22 protein-coding genes and 1 other RNA gene are annotated in these 21,351 nt (G+C 59.0%); 17 read left to right on the forward strand and 6 right to left on the reverse strand.

The window, feature by feature from the left end:
- Window positions 1-69 precede the first annotated feature (69 nt).
- On the reverse strand, window positions 70-966 hold the full coding sequence (locus PSH69_RS04505; RefSeq protein WP_172901249.1) for a GlxA family transcriptional regulator: 897 nt from the start codon (window positions 964-966) through the stop codon (window positions 70-72).
- Window positions 967-1,210: 244 nt separating this feature from the next.
- Between PSH69_RS04505 and PSH69_RS04510 the strand changes: the two genes are divergently transcribed.
- Window positions 1,211-2,347, forward strand: coding sequence for an acyl-CoA dehydrogenase family protein (locus PSH69_RS04510; RefSeq protein ID WP_305411190.1), 1,137 nt, complete (start codon window positions 1,211-1,213; stop codon window positions 2,345-2,347).
- A 129-nt stretch (window positions 2,348-2,476) separates the two neighbouring features.
- Here PSH69_RS04510 and PSH69_RS04515 read toward each other — a convergent pair whose 3' ends face one another.
- Entirely contained in the window at window positions 2,477-3,517 is a 1,041-nt protein-coding gene (locus PSH69_RS04515; RefSeq protein ID WP_305411191.1) for an NADP(H)-dependent aldo-keto reductase, read from the reverse strand.
- A 245-nt stretch (window positions 3,518-3,762) separates the two neighbouring features.
- Between PSH69_RS04515 and rplM the strand changes: the two genes are divergently transcribed.
- The 7 genes from rplM to PSH69_RS04550 all read left to right on the forward strand — a co-directional run bounded on the left by rplM (window position 3,763) and on the right by PSH69_RS04550 (window position 8,650).
- Complete coding sequence (gene rplM, locus PSH69_RS04520) at window positions 3,763-4,191, forward strand: 50S ribosomal protein L13 (protein ID WP_007939824.1); 429 nt, start codon at window positions 3,763-3,765, stop codon at window positions 4,189-4,191.
- Window positions 4,192-4,205: 14 nt separating this feature from the next.
- The gene (rpsI, locus tag PSH69_RS04525; protein ID WP_003228056.1) at window positions 4,206-4,598 is read left to right on the forward strand and encodes a 30S ribosomal protein S9; all 393 of its coding nucleotides are present in this window, start codon (window positions 4,206-4,208) and stop codon (window positions 4,596-4,598) included.
- A 267-nt stretch (window positions 4,599-4,865) separates the two neighbouring features.
- Entirely contained in the window at window positions 4,866-5,459 is a 594-nt protein-coding gene (gene petA, locus PSH69_RS04530; protein WP_007939825.1) for a ubiquinol-cytochrome c reductase iron-sulfur subunit, read from the forward strand.
- Window positions 5,459-6,670, forward strand: coding sequence for a cytochrome bc complex cytochrome b subunit (locus PSH69_RS04535; RefSeq protein ID WP_018930119.1), 1,212 nt, complete (start codon window positions 5,459-5,461; stop codon window positions 6,668-6,670). The genes petA and PSH69_RS04535 overlap by 1 nt, the downstream gene beginning before the upstream one ends.
- Complete coding sequence (locus tag PSH69_RS04540; RefSeq protein ID WP_305411192.1) at window positions 6,670-7,452, forward strand: cytochrome c1; 783 nt, start codon at window positions 6,670-6,672, stop codon at window positions 7,450-7,452. Before PSH69_RS04535 ends, PSH69_RS04540 begins: the two co-directional genes overlap by 1 nt.
- Window positions 7,453-7,602: 150 nt before the next feature.
- Window positions 7,603-8,220, forward strand: a complete 618-nt coding sequence (locus tag PSH69_RS04545) for a glutathione S-transferase N-terminal domain-containing protein (RefSeq protein WP_007905304.1) — start codon at window positions 7,603-7,605, stop codon at window positions 8,218-8,220.
- A gap of 16 nt (window positions 8,221-8,236) precedes the next feature.
- Window positions 8,237-8,650: a ClpXP protease specificity-enhancing factor gene (locus PSH69_RS04550; protein WP_305411193.1), complete on the forward strand. Its 414-nt coding sequence runs from the start codon at window positions 8,237-8,239 to the stop codon at window positions 8,648-8,650.
- Between the two features lie 53 nt (window positions 8,651-8,703).
- Here the strand turns inward: PSH69_RS04550 and PSH69_RS04555 are convergent, their stop codons facing one another.
- The 4 genes from PSH69_RS04555 to PSH69_RS04570 form a co-directional block, all read right to left on the reverse strand.
- The gene (locus PSH69_RS04555; protein WP_019582358.1) at window positions 8,704-9,282 is read right to left on the reverse strand and encodes a BON domain-containing protein; all 579 of its coding nucleotides are present in this window, start codon (window positions 9,280-9,282) and stop codon (window positions 8,704-8,706) included.
- Window positions 9,279-9,872 carry a phosphoheptose isomerase gene (locus tag PSH69_RS04560; protein WP_007904374.1) on the reverse strand — a complete coding sequence of 198 codons (594 nt, stop codon included), beginning with the start codon at window positions 9,870-9,872 and terminating at the stop codon, window positions 9,279-9,281. Before PSH69_RS04560 ends, PSH69_RS04555 begins: the two co-directional genes overlap by 4 nt.
- A 104-nt stretch (window positions 9,873-9,976) precedes the next feature.
- Window positions 9,977-10,339, reverse strand: coding sequence for a YraN family protein (locus PSH69_RS04565; RefSeq protein ID WP_019582357.1), 363 nt, complete (start codon window positions 10,337-10,339; stop codon window positions 9,977-9,979).
- On the reverse strand, window positions 10,339-12,150 hold the full coding sequence (locus PSH69_RS04570; RefSeq protein ID WP_305411195.1) for a penicillin-binding protein activator: 1,812 nt from the start codon (window positions 12,148-12,150) through the stop codon (window positions 10,339-10,341). Before PSH69_RS04570 ends, PSH69_RS04565 begins: the two co-directional genes overlap by 1 nt.
- Before the next feature lie 177 nt (window positions 12,151-12,327).
- Between PSH69_RS04570 and rsmI the strand changes: the two genes are divergently transcribed.
- From rsmI to mraY, 9 genes are all read left to right on the forward strand, one after another.
- Window positions 12,328-13,233, forward strand: a complete 906-nt coding sequence (gene rsmI / locus PSH69_RS04575) for a 16S rRNA (cytidine(1402)-2'-O)-methyltransferase (RefSeq protein WP_018930125.1) — start codon at window positions 12,328-12,330, stop codon at window positions 13,231-13,233.
- A gap of 76 nt (window positions 13,234-13,309) precedes the next feature.
- An RNA gene (rnpB, locus tag PSH69_RS04580) (RNase P RNA component class A) lies at window positions 13,310-13,663 on the forward strand.
- Between the two features lie 354 nt (window positions 13,664-14,017).
- A complete protein-coding gene (mraZ, locus tag PSH69_RS04585; protein ID WP_003205355.1) occupies window positions 14,018-14,473 on the forward strand; it encodes a division/cell wall cluster transcriptional repressor MraZ in 456 nt (151 codons plus the stop codon).
- The gene (rsmH, locus tag PSH69_RS04590) at window positions 14,470-15,417 is read left to right on the forward strand and encodes a 16S rRNA (cytosine(1402)-N(4))-methyltransferase RsmH (RefSeq protein ID WP_007939834.1); all 948 of its coding nucleotides are present in this window, start codon (window positions 14,470-14,472) and stop codon (window positions 15,415-15,417) included. Before mraZ ends, rsmH begins: the two co-directional genes overlap by 4 nt.
- Window positions 15,414-15,707 (forward strand): cell division protein FtsL, encoded by a 294-nt coding sequence (ftsL, locus tag PSH69_RS04595; protein WP_018930128.1) that lies wholly within the window; start codon window positions 15,414-15,416, stop codon window positions 15,705-15,707. The genes rsmH and ftsL overlap by 4 nt, the downstream gene beginning before the upstream one ends.
- Window positions 15,707-17,446: a penicillin-binding protein 2 gene (locus PSH69_RS04600; RefSeq protein WP_019651807.1), complete on the forward strand. Its 1,740-nt coding sequence runs from the start codon at window positions 15,707-15,709 to the stop codon at window positions 17,444-17,446. Before ftsL ends, PSH69_RS04600 begins: the two co-directional genes overlap by 1 nt.
- The gene (locus tag PSH69_RS04605) at window positions 17,446-18,909 is read left to right on the forward strand and encodes a UDP-N-acetylmuramoyl-L-alanyl-D-glutamate--2,6-diaminopimelate ligase (protein WP_019651806.1); all 1,464 of its coding nucleotides are present in this window, start codon (window positions 17,446-17,448) and stop codon (window positions 18,907-18,909) included. Before PSH69_RS04600 ends, PSH69_RS04605 begins: the two co-directional genes overlap by 1 nt.
- A complete protein-coding gene (gene murF, locus PSH69_RS04610) occupies window positions 18,902-20,269 on the forward strand; it encodes a UDP-N-acetylmuramoyl-tripeptide--D-alanyl-D-alanine ligase (RefSeq protein ID WP_305411196.1) in 1,368 nt (455 codons plus the stop codon). The genes PSH69_RS04605 and murF overlap by 8 nt, the downstream gene beginning before the upstream one ends.
- Window positions 20,269-21,351, forward strand: a complete 1,083-nt coding sequence (mraY, locus tag PSH69_RS04615) for a phospho-N-acetylmuramoyl-pentapeptide-transferase (RefSeq protein WP_008016698.1) — start codon at window positions 20,269-20,271, stop codon at window positions 21,349-21,351. The genes murF and mraY overlap by 1 nt, the downstream gene beginning before the upstream one ends.

The following is a 21,351-nucleotide window of genomic DNA, read 5'->3' on the forward strand; positions in this document are numbered from 1 at the left end:
AAAAAGGGCCTGCAATGCAGGCCCTTTTTTATGCGCGCTGAAGAGCCAATCTGGATTGGTGTCCAGCCCTTAAGCTGCTTGTTGAAACTGCTGCCGATACTGATTCGGCGACAACTCCGTATGCTGGCGGAACAGCCGGGCGAAGAAGCTCGCATCGTCGTATCCGACTTCATAGCTGATGGTCTTGATGCTCTTGCGGCTGCCGGACAACAAGCCCTTGGCGGTCTCGATGCGCAGGCGTTGCAGGTAATGCAGCGGTTTATCGCCGGTGGCGGTCTGGAAGCGTCGCATGAAGTTGCGGATGCTCATGCCGTGTTCGCGGGCCACGTCTTCGAAGCGGAATTTATCGGCGAAGTGTTCTTCGAGCCAATGCTGGATCTGCAGGATGATCACATCCTGGTGCAGTTTCTGCCCGCCGAAACCGATCCGCCCCGGCGCATAGCTGCGTTGCACTTCGTAGAGAATGTCGCGGGCCACGGCCTGGGCCACGTTGGCGCCGCAAAAGCGCTCGATCAGGTAAATGTAGAGGTCGCAGGCCGAGGTGGTGCCGCCGGCGCAATACAGGTTGTCGGCGTCGGTCAGGTGTTTGTCCTGATTGAGATGAACCTGCGGGAAGCGCTCGGCGAAAGCATTGAAGAAGCGCCAGTACGTGGTCGCTTCCTTGCCGTTGAGCAGCCCGGCTTCGGCGAGCCAGAACACCCCCGTGGCCTCGCCACACAGCACTGCCCCGCGGGCGTGTTGTTCGCGCAGCCACGGCAGGACCTGTGGATAACGTTTGCAGAGCGTGTCGAAATCGTCCCAGAAGGCGGGGAGGATGATGACGTCGGCATTTTCCAGGCCGCCGTCCACCGGCATGATCACGTCGCTGAAGCTGTTCACCGGTTTGCCGTCGGGGCTGACCAGCCGGGTTTCGAACGCCGGTGTCAGGCCGTGGCCCAGTTGTTTGCCGTAGCGCAGGCTGGCCAGGTGGAAGAAATCCTTGGCTTGCATGAGGGTGGAAGCGAAAACCCGGTCGATAGCCAGGATACTGACGCGCCGCAAGGGCTTTGAGACTTGATTAGACATAATTCAACTTTATTTTTATAGGGGAAAGTGGTCACCAGACGGCTGGATCGTCTTATTTTTTGTCGGATGTGTCCAGTGTCCTGTATCGGAAGCGAGGCTTAGTCTCTGAAGGTCAATTCCGTCTAACAATAACGACAGGTGCCGCATGATCCCTAGAATCTTGTTCAGCCCCGAGCACGAACTTTTTCGCGACAGCGTGCGAACGTTCCTCGAAAAAGAGGCCGTGCCGTTCCATGGGCAATGGGAAAAACAAGGCTATATCGACCGCAATCTCTGGAACAAGGCGGGGGAGGCGGGGATGCTCTGTTCGCATCTGCCGGAAGAATACGGCGGGTTGGGGGCAGACTTTCTCTATAGCGCAGTGGTGATCGAGGAGGTCGGTCGTCTGGGGCTGACCGGAATCGGATTTTCTCTTCATTCGGACATTGTTGCGCCTTATATCCTGCATTACGGCAGTGAGGCGCTGAAACATAAATACCTGCCCAAGTTGGTGTCTGGCGAGATGGTCACTGCGATTGCCATGACCGAGCCGGGTGCTGGCTCCGACCTGCAAGGGGTGAAGACTACTGCGGTGCTGGAGGGCGACGAATACGTGATCAACGGTTCGAAGACTTTCATCACCAACGGCTTTCTGGCTGACCTGGTAATCGTCGTGGCCAAGACTGATCCGAAGGCCGGGGCGAAAGGCACCAGTCTATTCCTGGTGGAGGCCAACACGCCGGGTTTCGCCAAGGGCAAGCGCCTGGAAAAGGTCGGTATGAAGGCTCAAGACACCTCGGAGCTGTTCTTCCAGGACGTTCGGGTGCCCAAGGAAAACCTGTTGGGCCAAGCGGGGATGGGCTTCGCTTATCTGATGCAGGAATTACCGCAGGAGCGCCTGACGGTCGCGGTGGGAGGCTTGGCGTCAGCCGAAGCGGCGTTGCAGTGGACGCTGGATTACACCCGTGAGCGCAAGGCTTTCGGCAAGGCCATCGCCGACTTCCAGAACACCCGCTTCAAGCTCGCTGAAATGGCGACCGAGATTCAGATCGGCCGGGTCTTCGTCGATCGCTGCCTGGAACTGCATCTGCAAGGCAAGCTCGACGTGCCGACGGCGGCGATGGCCAAGTACTGGGGCACCGACCTGCAATGCAAGGTGCTCGACGAATGCGTGCAGTTGCATGGCGGTTACGGATTCATGTGGGAATACCCGATTGCCCGGGCATGGGCGGATGCGCGGGTGCAGCGGATTTATGCCGGGACCAATGAAATCATGAAGGAGATTATTGCGCGGTCGCTGTAATGCAGCGTGATCGTTCCCATGCTCTGCGTGGGAATGCCGCCATGGACGCTCTGCGTCCGCTTCGGAAGTGACGCGGAGCGTCACGGGATGCGTTCCCACGCAGAGCGTGGGAACGATCGTCGACGTAAGTTACGGTGCAGGATTCGGCTGATCCTGGTGAATCGCCTCAATGCCTGCCAGCACTTCATCCGACAGCTTCAAATCGACGCTGGCAATGTTGCTGTCCAGTTGCTCAAGCGTGGTTGCGCCAATGATGTTGCTGGTCACGAATGGCTGTTGTGTGACGAATGCCAGCGCCATCTGCGCGGGGTCCAGGCCGTGTTTACGGGCCAGTGCCACGTAACGACTGCACGCTGCTTCCGACTGTGGGTTGAAATAACGGCTGAAGCGGCTGTAGAGGCTCAGGCGACCTTTGGGCGGACGCGCGCCACCTTCGTACTTGCCCGACAGAAAGCCGAACGCCAGTGGTGAGTAAGCCAGCAAGCCACATTGTTCGCGGATGGCAATTTCCGCCAGACCGACTTCGAAGCTGCGATTGAGCAGGTTGTAGGGGTTCTGGATGGATACCGCGCGGGGCCAGCCACGGGCTTCGGCGAGGGCAAGGAAGCGCATGGTGCCCCACGGGGTTTCGTTGGACAGGCCGATGTGGCGGATCTTGCCGGCCTTGACCTGTTCGTCCAGCGCTTCGAGGGTGTCCTCCAGTGGCGTCAGATTGGCTTCGATCTTGTGTTTGTAACCGAGCTGGCCAAAGAAATTGGTACTGCGTTCCGGCCAGTGCAGTTGATAGAGGTCGATGTAATCGGTCTGCAAGCGCTTGAGGCTGGCGTCCACGGCTTCGCGGATGTGTTGGCGGTTGTGCCGCAGGTTTTTGTCGCGAATGTAGTCGATGGTGTTACCGGGGCCGGCGATCTTGCTCGCCAGGATCCAGTCGGCGCGATCGCCGCGACTTTTGAAGTAGTTGCCGATGTAGCGCTCGGTGGTAGCGTAGGTGTCGGCCTTGGGCGGCACCGGGTACATCTCGGCGGTGTCGATGAAATTGATCCCGGCGCCCTTGGCGCGTTCGATCTGGGCGAAGGCTTCAGCCTCACTGTTTTGCTCGCCCCAGGTCATGGTGCCGAGGCAGATGGCGCTCACGTTCAGATCGGTACGGCCTAGCTGGCGATAGTCCATCGGGTGCTCCTTGGGCAAAACAATCATAAAAGCAGGTTGAAATATTTTTCGCAATCTGCATAATTGCGCACCTCTTTCTGCAGTGGAAGTGATGCGCCGCCGCCGAAGAATCTTGCCGTTGAACGGACGCGCCGACCCGAGCCCCCGAAAGCGTCTGTATTCGGCTGCCTTTGACTTGTCAAAGTACGCACTATTCAGTAAGATCCGCCGTCTAATTTACAGGGCGGCCCCTGAGGCTATAAAGAATGAAAACTTTTACTGCTAAACCGGAAACAGTAAAGCGCGACTGGTTTGTCGTCGACGCTGCTGGTCAGACCCTGGGTCGTCTGGCCACTGAAATCGCGAGCCGTCTGCGTGGCAAGCACAAGGCTGAGTACACTCCTCACGTTGACACCGGCGACTACATCGTCGTAATCAACGCTGAGCAAGTACGTGTTACTGGCGCTAAAACCACTGACAAAATGTACTACTCCCACTCCGGTTTCCCGGGCGGCATCAAGTCGATCAACTTCGAAAAGCTGATCGCTAAAGCCCCTGAGCGCGTGATCGAGACCGCGGTCAAAGGCATGCTGCCTAAGAACCCGCTGGGTCGCGACATGTATCGTAAGCTGAAAGTCTATGCGGGCGCTGCTCACCCTCATACTGCTCAGCAGCCCCAAGAACTGAAGTTTTAACGGAATAGTTCATTATGTCGGCGACTCAAAATTACGGCACTGGCCGTCGCAAGACTGCAACCGCACGCGTTTTCCTGCGTCCGGGCACTGGTAACATCTCCATCAACAACCGTTCGCTGGATAATTTCTTCGGCCGCGAAACTGCTCGCATGGTAGTTCGTCAGCCGCTGGAATTGACTGAGACTGTCGAGAAGTTCGACATCTACGTCACCGTGATCGGCGGTGGTGTAAGTGGTCAAGCTGGCGCAATCCGCCACGGTATCACTCGCGCTCTGATGGACTACGACGAAACTCTGCGCTCTGCTCTGCGCAAAGCTGGCTTCGTAACCCGCGATGCACGTGAAGTTGAACGTAAGAAAGTAGGTCTGCGTAAAGCGCGTAAGCGTCCGCAGTACTCGAAGCGTTAATTCGCTTTCACGTTCAAAAAGAACGCCCAGTTTCCTTGCGAAGCTGGGCGTTTTTTTATGGGCGCTATTTATCAGCGAATTACGCTGTGACAACTTGCCACATCCGCAGAGGCCCTATACTACAAGGCTTGGCAGTGGAGCCCTTCGGTAATTACCTTGTCAGAATTGGGGCTTTTCATTACCATTCGGCAAAATTTTTATAAGTTCAGATTTTTACTTAGTAGACGCCTGATTTAACAGGCCACAAAGCTGATGGGAGAGGACTGAATGAGCAATGACGGCGTGAATGCAGGCCGGCGTCGCTTCTTGGTAGCAGCCACATCCGTGGTGGGTGCTGCAGGAGCGGTGGGGGCTGCGGTCCCGTTCGTGGGGTCATGGTTTCCCAGTGCCAAGGCGAAAGCCGCAGGTGCACCGGTGAAAGTGAATGTCAGCAAAATCGAGCCAGGCCAGCAAATGATTGCTGAGTGGCGCGGCCAGCCGGTATTCATCGTCCGCCGTACCGAGGAAATCCTGGGGAATCTGAAAAAGATTGAGGGCCAGCTGTCTGACCCCGCCTCCAAGAACTCGACGCAACCGACCTATGTCGACCCGCAGACGCGTTCGATCAAGCCAGAAGTCCTGCTGCTGATCGGCATCTGCACTCACTTGGGTTGCTCACCGACCTTCCGTCCGGAAGTGGCACCTGCCGATCTGGGCAAGGATTGGGTCGGGGGCTACTTCTGCCCTTGCCACGGTTCCCACTACGATTTGGCTGGCCGCGTCTACAAGTCGCAACCCGCGCCTTTGAACCTGCCAGTTCCCCCGCATTCCTATGAGACCGATGACATCATTGTCGTTGGCGTCGATACGGAGAAAGCGTGATGAGCAAGTTCATGGATTGGGTTGATGCGCGCTTCCCCGCGACCAAAATGTGGGAGGACCATCTCAGCAAGTATTACGCCCCGAAGAACTTCAACTTCTTCTATTTCTTTGGCTCCCTGGCGCTGCTCGTTCTGGTCAACCAGATCGTTACCGGTGTCTGGCTGACCATGAGCTACACCCCGTCGGCGGAAGAAGCATTCGCTTCCGTCGAATACATCATGCGCGACGTCGAGTACGGCTCGATCCTGCGTCTGCTGCACTCCACTGGCGCTTCGGCGTTCTTCATCGTGGTTTATCTGCACATGTTCCGTGGCCTGCTCTACGGTTCGTACCAGAAGCCGCGTGAGCTGGTGTGGGTGTTCGGCATGCTGATCTACCTGGCGCTGATGGCTGAAGCCTTCATGGGTTACCTGCTGCCGTGGGGCCAGATGTCCTACTGGGGGGCCCAGGTGATCATCTCGCTGTTCGGTGCGATCCCTGTCATCGGTAACGACCTGACCCAGTGGATTCGTGGTGACTATCTGATTTCCGGTATTACCCTGAACCGTTTCTTCGCCTTGCATGTGGTTGCCTTGCCGATCGTGATCCTCGGCCTGGTGGTGCTGCACATTCTGGCGTTGCACGAAGTGGGTTCGAACAACCCGGACGGCGTGGACATCAAGAAACACAAAGACGAAAACGGCGTACCGCTGGACGGCATTGCCTTCCATCCGTACTACACCGTGAAAGATATCGTCGGCGTGGTGGTGTTCCTGTTCATCTTCTGCGCGATCGTGTTCTTCTTCCCGGAAATGGGCGGCTACTTCCTCGAGAAGCCGAACTTTGAGGTGGCGAACGCCTTCAAGACCCCTGAACACATCGCTCCGGTCTGGTACTTCACGCCGTTCTACGCGATTCTGCGGGCAGTTCCGGACAAGCTCCTGGGTGTTGTTGCCATGGGTGCTTCGATTGCCTTGCTGTTCGTCCTGCCCTGGCTTGACCGTAGCCCGGTCAAGTCCATGCGCTACAAGGGCTGGCTGAGCAAGATCTGGCTCTGGGTATTCTGCATCTCCTTCGTGATTCTTGGCTGGCTGGGCGTCATGGCGCCTACCCCGGAACGTACGTTGCTGTCGCAGGTTTGTACCTTCCTGTACTTCGCCTACTTCATTCTGATGCCGTTCTACACCAGGCTCGAGAAGACCAAACCGGTTCCGGAAAGGGTGACTGGCTGATGAAAAAACTATTTGCTGTACTGATTCTTGCTGCTCTGCCAGCACTGTCCTTCGCGGCCGAACACGGCGGCCCAGAGCTGGAAAAAGTCGACGTCGACGTTTCCGACAAGGCTGCCATGCAGGATGGCGCACGTACGTTTGCCAACTATTGCATGGGCTGCCACAGTGCCAAGTTCCAGCGTTACGAGCGTGTCGCCGATGACCTGGGCATTCCTCACGAGCTGATGCTCGAGAAGCTGGTGTTTACTGGTGCCAAGATCGGCGACCACATGAGCATCGGCATGCAGCCGGCTGACGCCAAGACCTGGTTTGGTGCGGCGCCACCCGACCTGACACTGGTGGCTCGCGTTCGTGGCACAGATTGGCTCTATGGCTACCTGCGTTCGTTCTATGAAGACCCGTCGCGTCCATGGGGCGTGAACAATAAGGTGTTCCCGAACGTCGGCATGCCTAACGTTCTGGTCGGCTTGCAGGGTCGCCAGGTGGTAGGCTGTAAACAGGTTCAAGTCGTCGATGACGGCAAGAAGCAATTCGATCCGCTGACCGGCACCGCTTTGACTCATGAAGCCTGCGATCAACTGACTGTATTGCCGAAAACCGGCACGCTGACCGAAGAGCAGTTCAACGAGAAGGTCAAGAATCTGGTGACCTTCCTGGCCTACTCGGCCAACCCGGTGAAGCTGCAGCATCAGCGCATCGGTACCTATGTGTTGCTGTACCTGGCGTTCTTCTTCGTATTCGCTTACTTGCTCAAGCGTGAATACTGGAAAGACGTCCATTGATAACGTTGTAAGCCATTGCTGTTAATCGCACGCGCCCAGGGGCGTCTCTGAAGGTGTAACGAGTCTGGTGATCCAGGCGTTACGGGAGGCGCCCTCTGGGCGCGCGTGTTTTTCCGTTTCCGATAATTTCAACAAGCGAGGAGGACCGCCATGGGCGTGACCAATCGGTTGGCCTGTTACTCCGACCCCGCCGACCACTATTCCCACCGAGTGCGCATCGTACTTGCAGAGAAGGGTGTCAGCGCCGAGATCATTTACGTGGAGGCTGGTCGTCAGCCGCCTAAACTGATTGAAGTGAACCCTTACGGAAGCCTGCCCACCCTGGTCGATCGTGACCTGGCGTTGTGGGAGTCGACCGTGGTGATGGAATATCTGGATGAGCGTTACCCGCATCCGCCACTACTGCCGGTTTATCCTGTGGCGCGTGCCAACAGCCGTCTGCTGATTCATCGCATTCAGCGTGACTGGTGTGGCCTGGTGGATCTGATTCTGGATTCGCGGACCAAGGAAGCAGCTCGCGTGGTGGCTCGTAAAGAGCTGCGCGAAAGCCTGACAGGCGTGTCGCCGCTATTCGCCGACAAGCCGTTTTTCCTCAGTGAGGAACAAAGTCTGGTGGATTGCTGCCTATTGCCAATACTCTGGCGATTGCCGATTCTGGGTATAGAACTGCCGCGGCCTGCCAAGCCGCTGCTTGATTACATGGAGCGCTCGTTTGCGCGTGAGGCTTTCCAGGCGAGTCTGTCTGGTGTCGAACGCGATATGCGCTAAGGCTTAAGGAGCCGCTATGAACTCCAGTCGACCTTATCTGGTCCGCGCGCTCTACGAGTGGATTGTGGACAACGATTGCACCCCGCACATGCTGGTCAATTCCGAGTATCCGTCGGTGCAGGTGCCTCAGGGTTTTGCCAGTGACGGGCAGATTGTCCTGAACGTATCCCCGGCAGCCGTGCGTCATTTGCACATGGATAACGAGGCGGTCAGTTTCGAGGGGCGCTTCGGTGGCGTGCCACACACCCTGTACGTGCCTATCGCGTCGATCCTGGGCATTTACGCTCGGGAGAACGGTCAGGGCATGGTGTTCGATATGGAATCGCCTCTGGAAGACGAGGATGAGATCGAGCCGGATGATGATATCCCGCCACCCGACAGCGAGCCGCCGCGTCCCAGCGGTCGACCCAGTTTGAAGGTGGTGAAGTAATAAAAAAGGCGATCCGGATGGATCGCCTTTTTTATTACTGCAGGAGGGGTGTATCAGTCGATGTACTCAAACAGCTTCACAATCTTCTGCACGCCAGAAACGCCTTGCACCAGATTGGTCGCCTGCGCCGCTTCCTGCTTGGTCAGCAGGCCGAGCAGATAAACGATGCCGTTTTCGGTCACAACCTTGATGCGCGAGCCCGGGATGGAGGGATCGGTAAGCATCTGGGTCTTGATCTTGGTGGTCAGCCAGGTGTCGTTCTGGCGCGCCAGCAGCGAGGAGGGCTGCAGCACTTGCAGTTCGTTGTGCACCTTCTTCACGCGCTGAACGGAGGCGGCGACCTGTTCGGCCTTGGCCTTGAGGTCGGCGCGCGGGGTTTGCCCGGCCAGCAGTACCACGCCGTTGAAGCTGGTGACGACGATATGCGAGTTGTTGTCCAGGTCCGGATCGGCCTTGGCGATGTTTACACCGGCCTTGGTTTCGATCAGGGAGTCGTCGATTTTGCTGCCGAAGGTGCGGGTGCCGCGGTCATCGTCGATTGGCGCTTCACGGCTGGCGTTAACCACCGAGGTGCAGCCGCTGATGCCGAGGCACAGGGTCAAGGCCAGAAGGCCTAGGCGATTAGGGGTCATTCTTCACTCCCGAACAGTTGGCTGTCGATCAGATCGCAAAGGCAATGGATCGCCAGCAGGTGGACTTCCTGAATACGTGCAGTGACGTTGGCCGGTACGCGAATCTCGACGTCCTCCGGCAAAAGCAGTGACGCCATGCCGCCGCCATCACGCCCCGTCAATGCTACGACAATCATTTCGCGATCATGTGCGGCCTGGATCGCTTGAATAATGTTCGCCGAGTTGCCGCTGGTGGAAATGGCCAGCAATACGTCACCCGGTTGGCCAAGGGCGCGGATCTGTTTGGAGAAGATTTCGTTGTAACTGTAGTCGTTGGCGATCGAGGTGATCGTCGAGCTGTCGGTGGTCAGCGCGATGGCCGGCAGGCTCGGGCGCTCGCGCTCGAAGCGGTTGAGCAGTTCGGACGAGAAGTGTTGTGCGTCACCGGCGGAACCGCCGTTGCCGCAGGACAGCATTTTGCCCTCGTTGAGCAGGGCGTTGACCATGACCTGGCTGGCTTGCTCGATGTGCGGTGCAAGTACGTCCATCGCCTGTTGCTTGGTGTCGATACTGGCCTGAAAAAGCTGGCGAATTCGCGATTGCATGTCCATCTGTGTGACCTTAATTAGCGCGGCTACTCGGCACATGAATGTGCAGCCCGCAAAGCAAAGAGCAAAAGTGTTGGGTGAAGGTGTCCGGTTCGGGGCGCAAGCGATCAGCTGTCGAAGGCATTCTGCAACCAGTTCAACTGATCAAGGTTGCTGTCGATGGCAACCACGTCGAAGCGGCAAGGGGAATTGGCCCAACGCGACTCGCGCTGAAGAAAGTACTGCGCGGCGAAAATCAGTTTCTGCCGTTTGCGCTCATCGATGCTATCGAGCGCACCACCCCATTGGGTGTTTTTTCTGTAGCGGACTTCGACGAATACTACTGTATCGCCATCAAGCATGACCAGATCAAGCTCGCCGCGTTTACATAACCAGTTCTGCGCCAGCAGGCGCAGACCTTGTTGCTGAAGATGCTCGAGCGCATGGCGCTCGGCATCCTTGCCGCTCTGCTGGCGTGACCTGTCGGGCATCAGCGTGAGGTGTCCGGCAGGCGTTGAACCTGACCGCTGACGAACTGTGCCCATGGCAACTGACGCACGACCCGTTGATTCTGAGTCATGCCCAGACTGCCCGATTGACCTTCGATGCGGCTGTCCGGCAAGGCCTTGAGTTGCCCCAGGCGTGGTGCCAGGCGATAGGCGTCAACGCCCATCGCGTATAGACGGCCAAGGCTGCCAGCGGCTTGTGGCCATTGTGCGGTGACTTGTTTGCGCAGCGGGTCGTTGGCATCCAGCAGCCATGGGGTTTCGCAGAAGCGAATACCGTTCATGTCGTTGTACTGGTTCTGGTCGCCGCTGGCGCTGAATACGTGGGAGGTGGCGTAAACCGGCACGTCACCCGCGTACTGGAAGTTCAGGGTCGGTTTGATCTGTTGAGCCTGTTGCGGCGTCGCGGCCAGGAAGATGAACTCGATGTCCTGACGACGCGAAGGCTGGGCGGCTACCTGCGAGCCAACGGTGTTTTGCAGGCTCTTGGCGCGGCCTTCGCTCTGACGCAGCTGGAACATGTCGGCAATTTGCTGGGCCAGTTGCACCGGTTGGTCGACGCGCTCGGTCGCGACAATGCTGCCGCCGTTGGCTTGCCAATCCTGGCTGAATGCTCTGAGTACGCGGTCACCCCATTCGCCTTTCGGCACCATGATGGCGGCGCGATGCAGGCCATCGGCGCGCGCACGACGGGATACTTCGCGGGCTTCGTCTTCAGCGGCAAGGCCGAACTGGAACAGCTGGGCCGGACCTTGTTCGCCTTCGCTGTAGTTCAGCGCCAGGGTGGTGATCGGCAGTTGCGGGCGAGCGCTGAGCTGTTTGACCAGCGGTTTTTCCAGCGGCCCGACCACCAATTGCACGCCGTCGGCCTGGGCCTTGCGATAGAACTCGTCGAGGGAGGTCAGGCGCGAGCTGTCATAGAACTCGATGGCTGGCGGCTTCTGCCCGGCTTGTTGCGCCTGGTAGTGTGCGGCCATGAAGCCTTCACGCAATGCTTTGCCGACCGAGGCCAGCGGGCCGTCTTGCGGCAGCAGCAGGGCAATCTTGCTCAGGGGCTGGCTGGCCAGATCCTTGAGTTTGGTCAATGGCAGTGGCAGCTGGATGGCGGCCGGGTGCTTTGGATTGTTCGCGCGCCAGTTGTCGATCGCGGCTTGCTGCTGTTCCAGGGTGCCGGCTGTTTTCACTGCCCGGGCCAGGCTCAACCAGCCGCCGAGGTCGTCGTCGGTGGTCGGCTGCAATTGATCGGTCGGCAGTGAAGCGATCAGGGTCCAGATCGCTTCGTGGTTTTTGCTCGCAGCTTGATCGCTCAGCATGGGGGCGATGAAAATGCGCTCCCGTGCGGCGGCCAGGGTTTGGCCGTCGGCCTCAAGGGCGCGGGCATGGACGGTGCCGGTGCGAACCTGTTGCTCGGCTGGCAGTTCGCTCAGCCGTTGCAGGCTCGGATGGCTCAGGGCCGTCAGCGCCGCTTTGGGCTGATTGCGCACCATGGCCAATTCTGCCGCCAGGGTGCTGGCGAAGACCTGTTGGCCAGGCTTGAGTTGTTCCATCGGTACTTGTTGCAGGATTTGCGCGGATTGGCCGGCATTGCCCTGACGATAAGCCAGGTCTGCCGCGCTCAAGCGCAGCAAGGCTGCCTTGTCCGGCGCTTTACTTTGAGTGGCCTGTTCGAGCAGTTGCTCGACACTGGCATCCGGGGTCCGTGGAAGTTCGCCAAGGCTGGAGGAGGGCGAGCTGGCGCAAGCCGCCAGCAAGGCAGCGAGGCAGAGGGCAGAGAACAGCCGCAGGCAAGCGATCATGTAAGTGTTCCTGATACTCGATCAAATAGGCGTGGAATTGTACCCAAGCGCTGGCCGGGGCGCGATGTTACTGGCGTGAATCGATCAATTTAGCTCATGCAAATGTTGCGACACTGCACAAAAGGCAGGAAAACCGAGGGTTGCTTGCAGGTATCGCGAATGTCGCTACGCGCTACAATGGCGGCTTTTACCGATCATGAGGTGTGCGCTTTGACTGCTCCAGGTGCTTTGAATTCCGCTGCTGGCTCGCTTTATGTGGTGGCGACGCCCATCGGCAACCTGGACGACATCAGTGCGCGTGCGCTGAAGATCCTGCGCGAGGTTTCGTTGATTGCTGCCGAAGACACTCGCCATTCCCAGCGATTGATGCAGCACTTCGGCATCCCCACGCCGCTGGCGGCCTGCCATGAACACAACGAGCGGGATGAAGGCAGCCGCTTTATCACTCGCTTGCTCGCTGGCGACGATGTGGCATTGATCTCCGATGCCGGGACGCCGCTGATTTCCGATCCGGGTTATCACCTGGTGCGTCAGGCCCGTGCCGCAGGGATCAATGTGGTGCCGGTTCCGGGTGCCTGCGCATTGATTGCGGCACTCTCGGCGGCGGGGTTGCCATCGGACCGTTTCATCTTCGAAGGGTTTCTACCGGCCAAGGCTGTCGGCCGACGCGCTCGCCTGGAGCTGATAAAAGAAGAGCCGCGCACGCTGATTTTTTATGAGGCTCCACACCGCATCCTTGAGTGCCTGCAAGACATGGAGCTGGTATTCGGGGCCGATCGTCCGGCATTGCTGGCGCGCGAGCTGACCAAGACCTTCGAAACCCTTAAAGGCTTGCCGCTGGCCGAGTTGCGCGAGTTCGTCGAATCGGACAGCAACCAGCAGCGCGGCGAGTGCGTAGTGCTGGTCGCTGGCTGGTCTGCTCCCGAGACTGAGGACGCTGTCAGCAGCGAAGCCATGCGTATTCTCAATCTGCTGCTTGAAGAAATGCCGCTCAAGCGTGCGGCGGCATTGGCGGCGCAAATTACTGGCGAGCGCAAGAATGTGCTCTATCAGGTTGCGCTGGATAAGCAGAAGGGCGAGTAAAAAAGCGACGCGCAGCGCCGGCCAGAGGCTTTTAGAGCTTGTTCTTCGACCGCTCTGCCGTTAATCTTCGCGGCGGAGAGTCGATCGGACAGTCGCTGCCCTCTATGAAAATTAGGGGGGGGAGGAAAGTCCGGGCTCCATAGGGCGAAGTGCCAGGTAATGCCTGGGAGGCGTGAGCCTACGGAAAGTGCCACAGAAAATAACCGCCTAAGCGCTTCGGCGCCGGTAAGGGTGAAAAGGTGCGGTAAGAGCGCACCGCACGTCTGGCAACAGTTCGTGGCTAGGTAAACCCCACTTGGAGCAAGACCAAATAGGGTCCCAAGGCGTGGCCCGCGCTGGGACCGGGTAGGTTGCTAAAGATGTCCAGTGATGGCCATCGTAGACGAATGACTGTTCAAGACAGAACCCGGCTTACAGATCGACTCTCCACCTTTTTTTCTCTCTGCTTCAATCATTGGCAGCGATATGCGTAATGGCAATTTCCCTCCCTGCTGAATCAATAGCAGAAGCGCTTTTGTAATACCGAAAAAATCTTACTCTTAACAAACTACTTTAACTTCTGAACGCAGCCTTCTGTGCTGATTCAAGTTATTGAACAAATTCATCCGCCAGATTCTCGTTTCCCCTCCTTTTACACTCCTAAATCTCCGTTCTGTAAGGCTTTTCCTTCTATCCGCGCCTTGACGGTGTGGTGGGCGCATTCCTATAGTGTGCGCAAGTGGCGGAAAGTGGCATGAAGTGGGTTTTTTGAGCGCAAAACGCTAATATTTGGAGAAACGCTGACGTGTTTCGCGGAGCTAACGCTATCAGTCTCGATGCAAAGGGCCGTCTCGCCATGCCGAGCCGGTACCGTGACGAGCTCGTTTCGCGTAGTTCCGGTCAATTAATCGTCACCATCGATGCCGTTGATCCGTGTTTGTGTGTTTATCCCCTCGATGAGTGGGAAATTATCGAAACCAAACTGCGCGCACTGCCTTCGCTTCGCGAAGAAAACCGCCGCCTGCAACGTTTACTGATTGGTAATGCCGTCGACCTCGAGCTCGATGGCAGTGGTCGTTTTCTGGTTCCGCCGCGTCTTCGCGAATATGCCAAGTTGGATAAGCGCGCAATGTTGGTAGGCCAACTGAACAAGTTCCAATTGTGGGACGAGGATGCCTGGAATGCGGTTTCTGCCGCTGACCTGGCTGCCATTCAACAACCGGGCGCCATGCCTGATGAACTGCGTGATTTGATCCTGTGACTATTGATAGCGGCTTTAACCACATCACCGTACTGCTTGACGAAGCCGTCGAGGCTCTCGCCGTACGTCCTGATGGCTGCTATCTGGACGGCACGTTCGGGCGCGGCGGACATAGCCGGTTGATCCTCAGCAAGCTCGGGCCCGATGGTCGGTTGCTCGGGTTCGACAAAGATCCTCAAGCGATTGCCACCGGGCAAACGCTAGCGGCCGAAGACGGCCGCTTTGTCGTTGTACAGCGCAGCTTTGCCGAGCTCGGTTCGGAAGTCGCCGAACGCGGTCTGGCCGGCAAGGTCAGCGGTGTTCTGCTTGACCTGGGCGTGTCTTCGCCTCAACTCGACGACCCTGAGCGCGGCTTCAGTTTTCTCAACGACGGCCCTTTGGACATGCGCATGGACCCGTCCCGCGGGATCAGCGCCGCCGAGTTCGTCAATACCGCGCCGGTGGAAGAAATCGCCCGGGTGTTCAAGGAATACGGCGAAGAACGTTTTTCCGGCCGCATGGCGCGTGCCGTGGCCGAACGTCGCGACATCAAGCCGTTCGAGCGCACTGCCGATCTGGCAGAAGTGCTGAAAGTTGCCAACCCTGCATGGGAAAAGGGCAAGAACCCGGCCACCCGTGCATTCCAGGGGCTGCGTATTCACGTCAACAACGAGCTGGGCGATCTGGAAACCGGCCTCGAAGCCGCGCTGGAGTGCCTGGAAGTCGGCGGTCGTCTGGTGGTGATCAGCTTCCACTCGCTGGAAGACCGCATCGTCAAACTGTTCATGCGCAAACTGGTGAAAGGTGAAGCCGACAACCTGCCGCGCAATTTGCCGGTCCGTCACGTCGCTTTCGAACCGAAAATCAAAGTCCATGGCAAAGCGCAATCCGCCTCCGAGGCCGAACTCAAAGCCAACCCACGTTCCCGTAGCGCCATCATGCGCGTCGCGGAGAAACTGCGGTGAGCAAGCTTTTCGCCAAACCACTTCCCGGCGGAAGCTTTTTCATGCTGCTGCTGTTTATCGGTGTGCTCGTGTCGGCCATCGGCGTGTCCTATAGCGCCCACTGGAACCGTCAGCTGTTGAATACGCTGTACAACGAATTGAGCGTGCGCGACAAGGCGCAGGCGGAGTGGGGCCGGTTGATTCTCGAACAAAGCACCTGGACCGCCCACAGCCGTATCGAAGTGTTGGCGACCGAGCAACTGAAGATGCGCATTCCTGGCGCTGCTGAAGTGCAGATGGTGGCGCCATGATGAAACTCGAAGGCGCACTCTTCCCCTGGCGGTTCCGTCTGGTACTGGGCTTGCTCGGCATCATGGTGGCGGCGATTTCCTGGCGCATCATTGATCTGCAAGTGGTCGACCGTGACTTCCTTAAAGGTCAGGGTGACGCGCGCAGTGTTCGTCATATTCCAATTCCGGCTCACCGTGGTCTGATCACCGACCGTAACGGCGAGCCGTTGGCCGTGAGTACCCCGGTCACCACCCTGTGGGCCAACGCCAAGGAAATGCAACTGGCCAAAGAGAAATGGCCGGCACTGGCGGCTGCCCTGGGGCAGGATCCCAAAGCCCTGGCCGAACGTCTCGAAGCCCAGGCCAACAAAGAATTCATCTACCTGGTGCGCGGGCTGACCCCTGAGCAGGGCCAGGCTGTGCTCGATCTGAAAGTGCCGGGCGTTTATGGCATCGAAGAATTCCGGCGTTTCTACCCGGCCGGTGAAGTCACCGCCCACATGGTCGGCTTTACCGACATCGACGATCACGGACGCGAAGGCGTCGAGCTGGCCTACGACGAATGGCTGGCCGGGGTGCCCGGCAAGCGACAGGTCATCAAGGACCGGCGCGGCCGGCTGATCAAAGATGTCCAGGTCACCAAAAACGCCAAGGCCGGCAAGCCCTTGGCGTTGTCCATTGACCTGCGTCTGCAATACCTGGCCAACCGCGAGCTGCGCAACGCGATCATCGAGAACGGCGCCAAGGCCGGTAGTCTGGTGATCATGGACGTGAAGACCGGCGAGATTCTCGCCATGGTCAACCAGCCGACCTACAACCCGAACAACCGTCGCAACCTGCAACCGGCGATGATGCGCAACCGCGCGATGATCGACGTGTTCGAGCCGGGTTCGACCATGAAAGCGATCTCCATGAGCGCCGCGATCGAAACCGGGCGCTGGAAACCGAGCGACACCGTCGAGGTGTACCCGGGCAGCTTGCAGATTGGTAAATACACCATCAAGGACGTATCCAAGACCGAAGGTCCGGTGCTCGACCTGACCGGTATCCTGATCAATTCCAGTAACGTCGGCATGAGTAAGGTCGCGTTCGATATCGGTGGCGAAACGATTTTCCGTCTGGCACAGAAAGTTGGCCTCGGCCAGGACACCGGCTTGGGGTTCCCGGGTGAGCGCGTCGGCAACCTGCCGAACTACCGCGAATGGCGCAAGGCTGAAACCGCCACGCTGTCCTACGGCTACGGTATTTCCGTGACCGCGATCCAGTTGGTCCACGCTTTCTCGGCCCTGGCCAACAATGGTCGCCTCGCGCCGTTGACCCTGATCAAAACCGACAAGGCGCCGCAAACCACTCAGGTGCTGCCGGAAGCCGTCGCGAAAACCATGCAAGGCATGCTGCAACAAGTGATCGAAGCCCCGCGCGGCGTATTCCGTGCGCAGGTGCCGGCGTATCACGTGGGCGGCAAGTCGGGTACTGCGCGTAAGACGTCGGTCGGAACCAAAGGCTACGCCGAGAACTCCTACCGCTCGCTGTTCGCCGGTTTCGGCCCGATGAGCGACCCGCGTTACGCGATCGTGGTGGTGATCGACGAACCGACCAAGGCCGGTTATTTCGGTGGTCTGGTATCGGCGCCGGTGTTCAGCAAAGTGATGTCCGGGACCTTGCGCCTGATGAACATCACCCCGGACAACCTGCCAGCCACTCAACAAGCGAACGCCGCACCGGTCGTTCCGCTGAAAGCTAATGGAGGGCGCGGCTGATGTCGCTGAGCCTGAACAAGATTTTCGCCCACGCCGGCCATGATCTATTGATCCGCGAACTGGCGCTGGACAGCCGTAACGTACGGGCAGGTGATTTGTTCCTTGCGGTCCCTGGTGGCAAGTTCGACGGTCGTGCGCACATCGCCGACGCCTTGCAGCGCGGTGCTGCCGCCGTGGCTTATGAAGTCGAAGGCGCGACCGTGCTGCCGATTACCGACGTGCCGCTGATTCCGGTCAAAGGCCTGGCGGCGCAGCTGTCGGACATCGCCGGGCGCTTTTACGGCGACCCGAGCCGTCACATGAACCTGATCGGCGTGACCGGCACCAACGGTAAAACCAGCGTGACCCAATTGGTCGCGCAAGCCCTCGATTTGCTCGGTCAACACTGCGGTATCGTTGGCACTTTGGGCTCCGGTTTCCATGGCGCGCTGGAAAGCGGCTTGCACACCACACCGAACCCGATTGCGCTGCAAGCAACCCTCGCCGACCTGAAAAAGGCCGGTGCCAAAGCCGTGGCCATGGAAGTCTCTTCCCATGGGCTGGATCAGGGCCGCGTAACCGCACTGGCCTTCGATGTGGCGGTGATGACCAACCTGTCGCGCGATCATCTGGATTACCACGGCACCATGCAGGCCTATGGCGAAACCAAGGCCAAGTTGTTTGCCTGGAATGATCTGAAGTGCCGGGTGGTCAACCTCGACGACGATTTTGGCCGGCAACTGGCGGCTGATGAGCGTGAGTCGCGGCTGATCACTTACAGCCTGGAAGACTCCCGCGCTTACCTGTATTGCCGCGAAGCCCAGTTCAGTGACGAAGGCGTGCGCGCCACGCTGGTTACGCCGCAGGGCGAACACCATTTGCGCAGCACCTTGCTCGGCCGTTTCAACCTGAGCAACGTGTTGGCCGCGGTCGGTGCCTTGCTCGGTCTGGACTACGCGCTGGACGAAATCCTCAACGTGCTGCCGAAACTCGAAGGCCCGGCCGGTCGCATGCAGCGTCTGGGCGGCGGCACTCAGCCGTTGGTGGTGGTCGATTACGCCCACACGCCGGATGCGCTGGAAAAAGTCTTGATGGCCCTGCGTCCTCACGCCAAAGGCCGGTTGCTGTGCCTGTTCGGTTGCGGCGGTGATCGCGATCGCGGCAAGCGTCCGCTGATGGCTGAAGTGGTCGAGCGCCTGGCCGATGGTGTGCTGGTCACCGACGACAACCCGCGCACCGAAGACCCTGCCGCGATTTTCGACGACATCCGCGCCGGTTTCACCGCTGTGGATAAAGTCACCTTTGTCGCCGGCCGTGGCCAGGCGATTGCCCAGTTGATCGCCAGCGCTTCGGCGGATGACGTGATTGTCCTGGCCGGTAAAGGTCATGAGGACTATCAGGAAATCAACGGTGAGCGTCTCGCTTTCTCCGATCTGGTCGAGGCCGATCATGCCCTGACCGCGTGGGAGGTGGCCCATGCTTAAAGCCTTGAAACTGAGCGAGCTGACCGGCGCACTGAATGCCCGTCTGATCTCCGTCGATGCCAGCTTCGATGGTGTCAGCATCGACAGCCGCGCGATCAAGCCCGGCCAGCTGTTTATTGCTCTGGCCGGTCCGCGTTTCGATGGCCATGACTACCTGAATGACGTCGCCGCCAAAGGCGCCGTGGGTGCACTGGTCGAGCGCGAAGTTGCCGACAGCTCGCTGCCGCAACTGCTGGTCAAGGACACCCGCCAGGCCCTCGGCCAGTTGGGTGCGATCAACCGTGCCGCGTTCACTCAGCCGGTCGCGGCGGTTACCGGCTCCAGCGGCAAGACCACGGTCAAGGAAATGCTGGCAAGCATCCTGCGCACACGCGGTCCGGTGCTGGCGACCCGTGGCAACCTGAACAATGACCTCGGCGCACCGCTGACCCTGCTCGAACTGGCGCCGGAACACACCGCCGCGGTGATCGAACTCGGCGCTTCGCGCATTGGCGAGATTGCCTACACCGTCGCCATGACCAAACCCCACGTGGCCATCATCAACAACGCCGGGACTGCCCACGTTGGTGAGTTCGGCGGGCCGGAAAAAATCGTCGAAGCCAAGGGCGAGATTCTCGAAGGGCTGGATGCCGATGGCATCGCCGTGCTGAATCTCGACGACAAGGCCTTCGACATCTGGAAGACCCGTGCCGCCAGTCGAAAAGTGCTGACTTTTGCCCTGAGCAACGTCAACGCCGATTTCCATGCCAGCGACCTGGATCGCGATGCCCGCGGTTGCCCGGCGTTCAACCTGCACAGCCCTGAAGGTGTGGAGCGGGTTCAGCTGAATCTGCTCGGCACCCATAACGTCGCCAATGCCATGGCCGCTGCCGCTGCCGCGCATGCCTTGGGTGTGTCGCTGTTCGGCATCGCCACCGGCCTTGGCGCGGTGCAACCGGTCAAGGGCCGCACCGTCGCGCAACTGGCGCCTAACGGCATGCGCGTAATCGATGACACATACAACGCGAACCCCACCTCTATGTGCGCCGCCGTTGATATACTCGCCGGCTTTTCCGGTCGCACCGTTTTGGTGCTCGGGGATATCGGCGAGTTGGGCGCGTGGGCAGAGCAGGGGCACCGAGATGTGGGCGATTACGCCCGCGGCAAGGTTTCCGCGCTTTACGCCGTCGGGCCAATGATGGCTCACGCCGTGAACGCTTTCGGCGAGCAGGCCTTTCACTTCAGCACACAGGCTGAACTGATCAAGGCCCTGGATGCCGAGCAGGACACAAACACCACCTTTTTGATCAAGGGCTCGCGCAGCGCTGCGATGGAAAACATCGTTGCCGCTTTGTGCGGGACCAGTCTGGAGAAACATTAATGCTGCTGCTGCTAGCGGAGTATCTGCAACAGTTCTACAAAGGCTTCGCGGTCTTTCAGTACCTGACCCTGCGCGGGATTCTCGGTGTACTGACCGCGCTGGTCTTGTCGCTGTGCTATGGCCCGTGGATGATCCGTACTCTGCAGAACCGTCAGATCGGTCAATCCGTTCGCAACGACGGCCCGCAATCGCACCTGTCGAAGTCGGGCACCCCGACCATGGGCGGCGCGCTGATTCTTTCCTCCATCGGCGTCAGCACCTTGCTTTGGGCTGACCTGACCAACCGTTACGTTTGGGTCGTGTTGTTGGTGACCCTGCTGTTCGGCGCCATCGGCTGGGTTGACGACTATCGCAAAGTCATCGAGAAAAACTCCCGCGGTCTTCCGAGCCGCTGGAAGTATTTCTGGCAGTCGGTGTTCGGCCTGGGCGCGGCGATCTTCCTTTATATGACTGCCGCGACGCCGGTGGAAACCACCCTGATCCTGCCGATGCTCAAGGACTACAGCATTCCGCTGGGCGCAGGCTTCATCGTCCTGACCTATTTCGTGATTGTCGGCTCGAGCAACGCGGTCAACCTGACCGACGGCCTCGACGGTCTGGCGATCATGCCCACCGTCATGGTCGGCGGTGGCCTGGGGATCTTCTGCTACCTGTCGGGTAACGTGAAGTTCGCCGAATACCTGCTGATTCCTTACGTACCGGGCGCGGGTGAGCTGATTGTGTTCTGCGGCGCCTTGATCGGTGCGGGCCTGGGCTTCCTCTGGTTCAACACCTATCCGGCACAAGTCTTCATGGGCGACGTTGGCGCGCTGGCGCTGGGTGCGGCCCTGGGCACCATCGCAGTGATCGTCCGTCAGGAAATCGTCCTGTTCATCATGGGCGGTGTGTTCGTGATGGAGACCCTGTCAGTCGTCATTCAGGTCGCCTCTTTTAAACTGACCGGTCGCCGTGTGTTCCGCATGGCACCGATTCACCACCACTTTGAACTCAAGGGCTGGCCCGAGCCGCGCGTGATCGTCCGTTTCTGGATCATCACCGTGATTCTCGTGTTGATCGGCCTTGCCACCCTGAAGCTGAGGTAG

The sequence above is a fragment of the Pseudomonas sp. FP1740 genome, assembly GCF_030687165.1.
GTDB lineage: Bacteria > Pseudomonadota > Gammaproteobacteria > Pseudomonadales > Pseudomonadaceae > Aquipseudomonas.

What these genes read in the sequence shown, in the direction of transcription:
- PSH69_RS04510 (WP_305411190.1), top strand. Translation starts at nt 1,211, where the DNA reads ATGATCCCTAGAATCTTGTTCAGCCCCGAGCACGAACTTTTTCGCGAC.
- petA (WP_007939825.1), top strand. Translation starts at nt 4,866, where the DNA reads ATGAGCAATGACGGCGTGAATGCAGGCCGGCGTCGCTTCTTGGTAGCA.
- PSH69_RS04515 (WP_305411191.1), bottom strand. Translation starts at nt 3,517, where the DNA reads ATGGACTATCGCCAGCTAGGCCGTACCGATCTGAACGTGAGCGCCATC.
- PSH69_RS04555 (WP_019582358.1), bottom strand. Translation starts at nt 9,282, where the DNA reads ATGACCCCTAATCGCCTAGGCCTTCTGGCCTTGACCCTGTGCCTCGGC.
- PSH69_RS04605 (WP_019651806.1), top strand. Translation starts at nt 17,446, where the DNA reads ATGTCGCTGAGCCTGAACAAGATTTTCGCCCACGCCGGCCATGATCTA.
- rpsI (WP_003228056.1), top strand. Translation starts at nt 4,206, where the DNA reads ATGTCGGCGACTCAAAATTACGGCACTGGCCGTCGCAAGACTGCAACC.
- rplM (WP_007939824.1), top strand. Translation starts at nt 3,763, where the DNA reads ATGAAAACTTTTACTGCTAAACCGGAAACAGTAAAGCGCGACTGGTTT.
- PSH69_RS04540 (WP_305411192.1), top strand. Translation starts at nt 6,670, where the DNA reads ATGAAAAAACTATTTGCTGTACTGATTCTTGCTGCTCTGCCAGCACTG.
- murF (WP_305411196.1), top strand. Translation starts at nt 18,902, where the DNA reads ATGCTTAAAGCCTTGAAACTGAGCGAGCTGACCGGCGCACTGAATGCC.
- PSH69_RS04570 (WP_305411195.1), bottom strand. Translation starts at nt 12,150, where the DNA reads ATGATCGCTTGCCTGCGGCTGTTCTCTGCCCTCTGCCTCGCTGCCTTG.
- PSH69_RS04545 (WP_007905304.1), top strand. Translation starts at nt 7,603, where the DNA reads ATGGGCGTGACCAATCGGTTGGCCTGTTACTCCGACCCCGCCGACCAC.
- rsmI (WP_018930125.1), top strand. Translation starts at nt 12,328, where the DNA reads ATGGCGGCTTTTACCGATCATGAGGTGTGCGCTTTGACTGCTCCAGGT.
- PSH69_RS04560 (WP_007904374.1), bottom strand. Translation starts at nt 9,872, where the DNA reads ATGGACATGCAATCGCGAATTCGCCAGCTTTTTCAGGCCAGTATCGAC.
- PSH69_RS04550 (WP_305411193.1), top strand. Translation starts at nt 8,237, where the DNA reads ATGAACTCCAGTCGACCTTATCTGGTCCGCGCGCTCTACGAGTGGATT.
- PSH69_RS04600 (WP_019651807.1), top strand. Translation starts at nt 15,707, where the DNA reads ATGAAACTCGAAGGCGCACTCTTCCCCTGGCGGTTCCGTCTGGTACTG.
- PSH69_RS04565 (WP_019582357.1), bottom strand. Translation starts at nt 10,339, where the DNA reads ATGCCCGACAGGTCACGCCAGCAGAGCGGCAAGGATGCCGAGCGCCAT.
- mraY (WP_008016698.1), top strand. Translation starts at nt 20,269, where the DNA reads ATGCTGCTGCTGCTAGCGGAGTATCTGCAACAGTTCTACAAAGGCTTC.
- PSH69_RS04535 (WP_018930119.1), top strand. Translation starts at nt 5,459, where the DNA reads ATGAGCAAGTTCATGGATTGGGTTGATGCGCGCTTCCCCGCGACCAAA.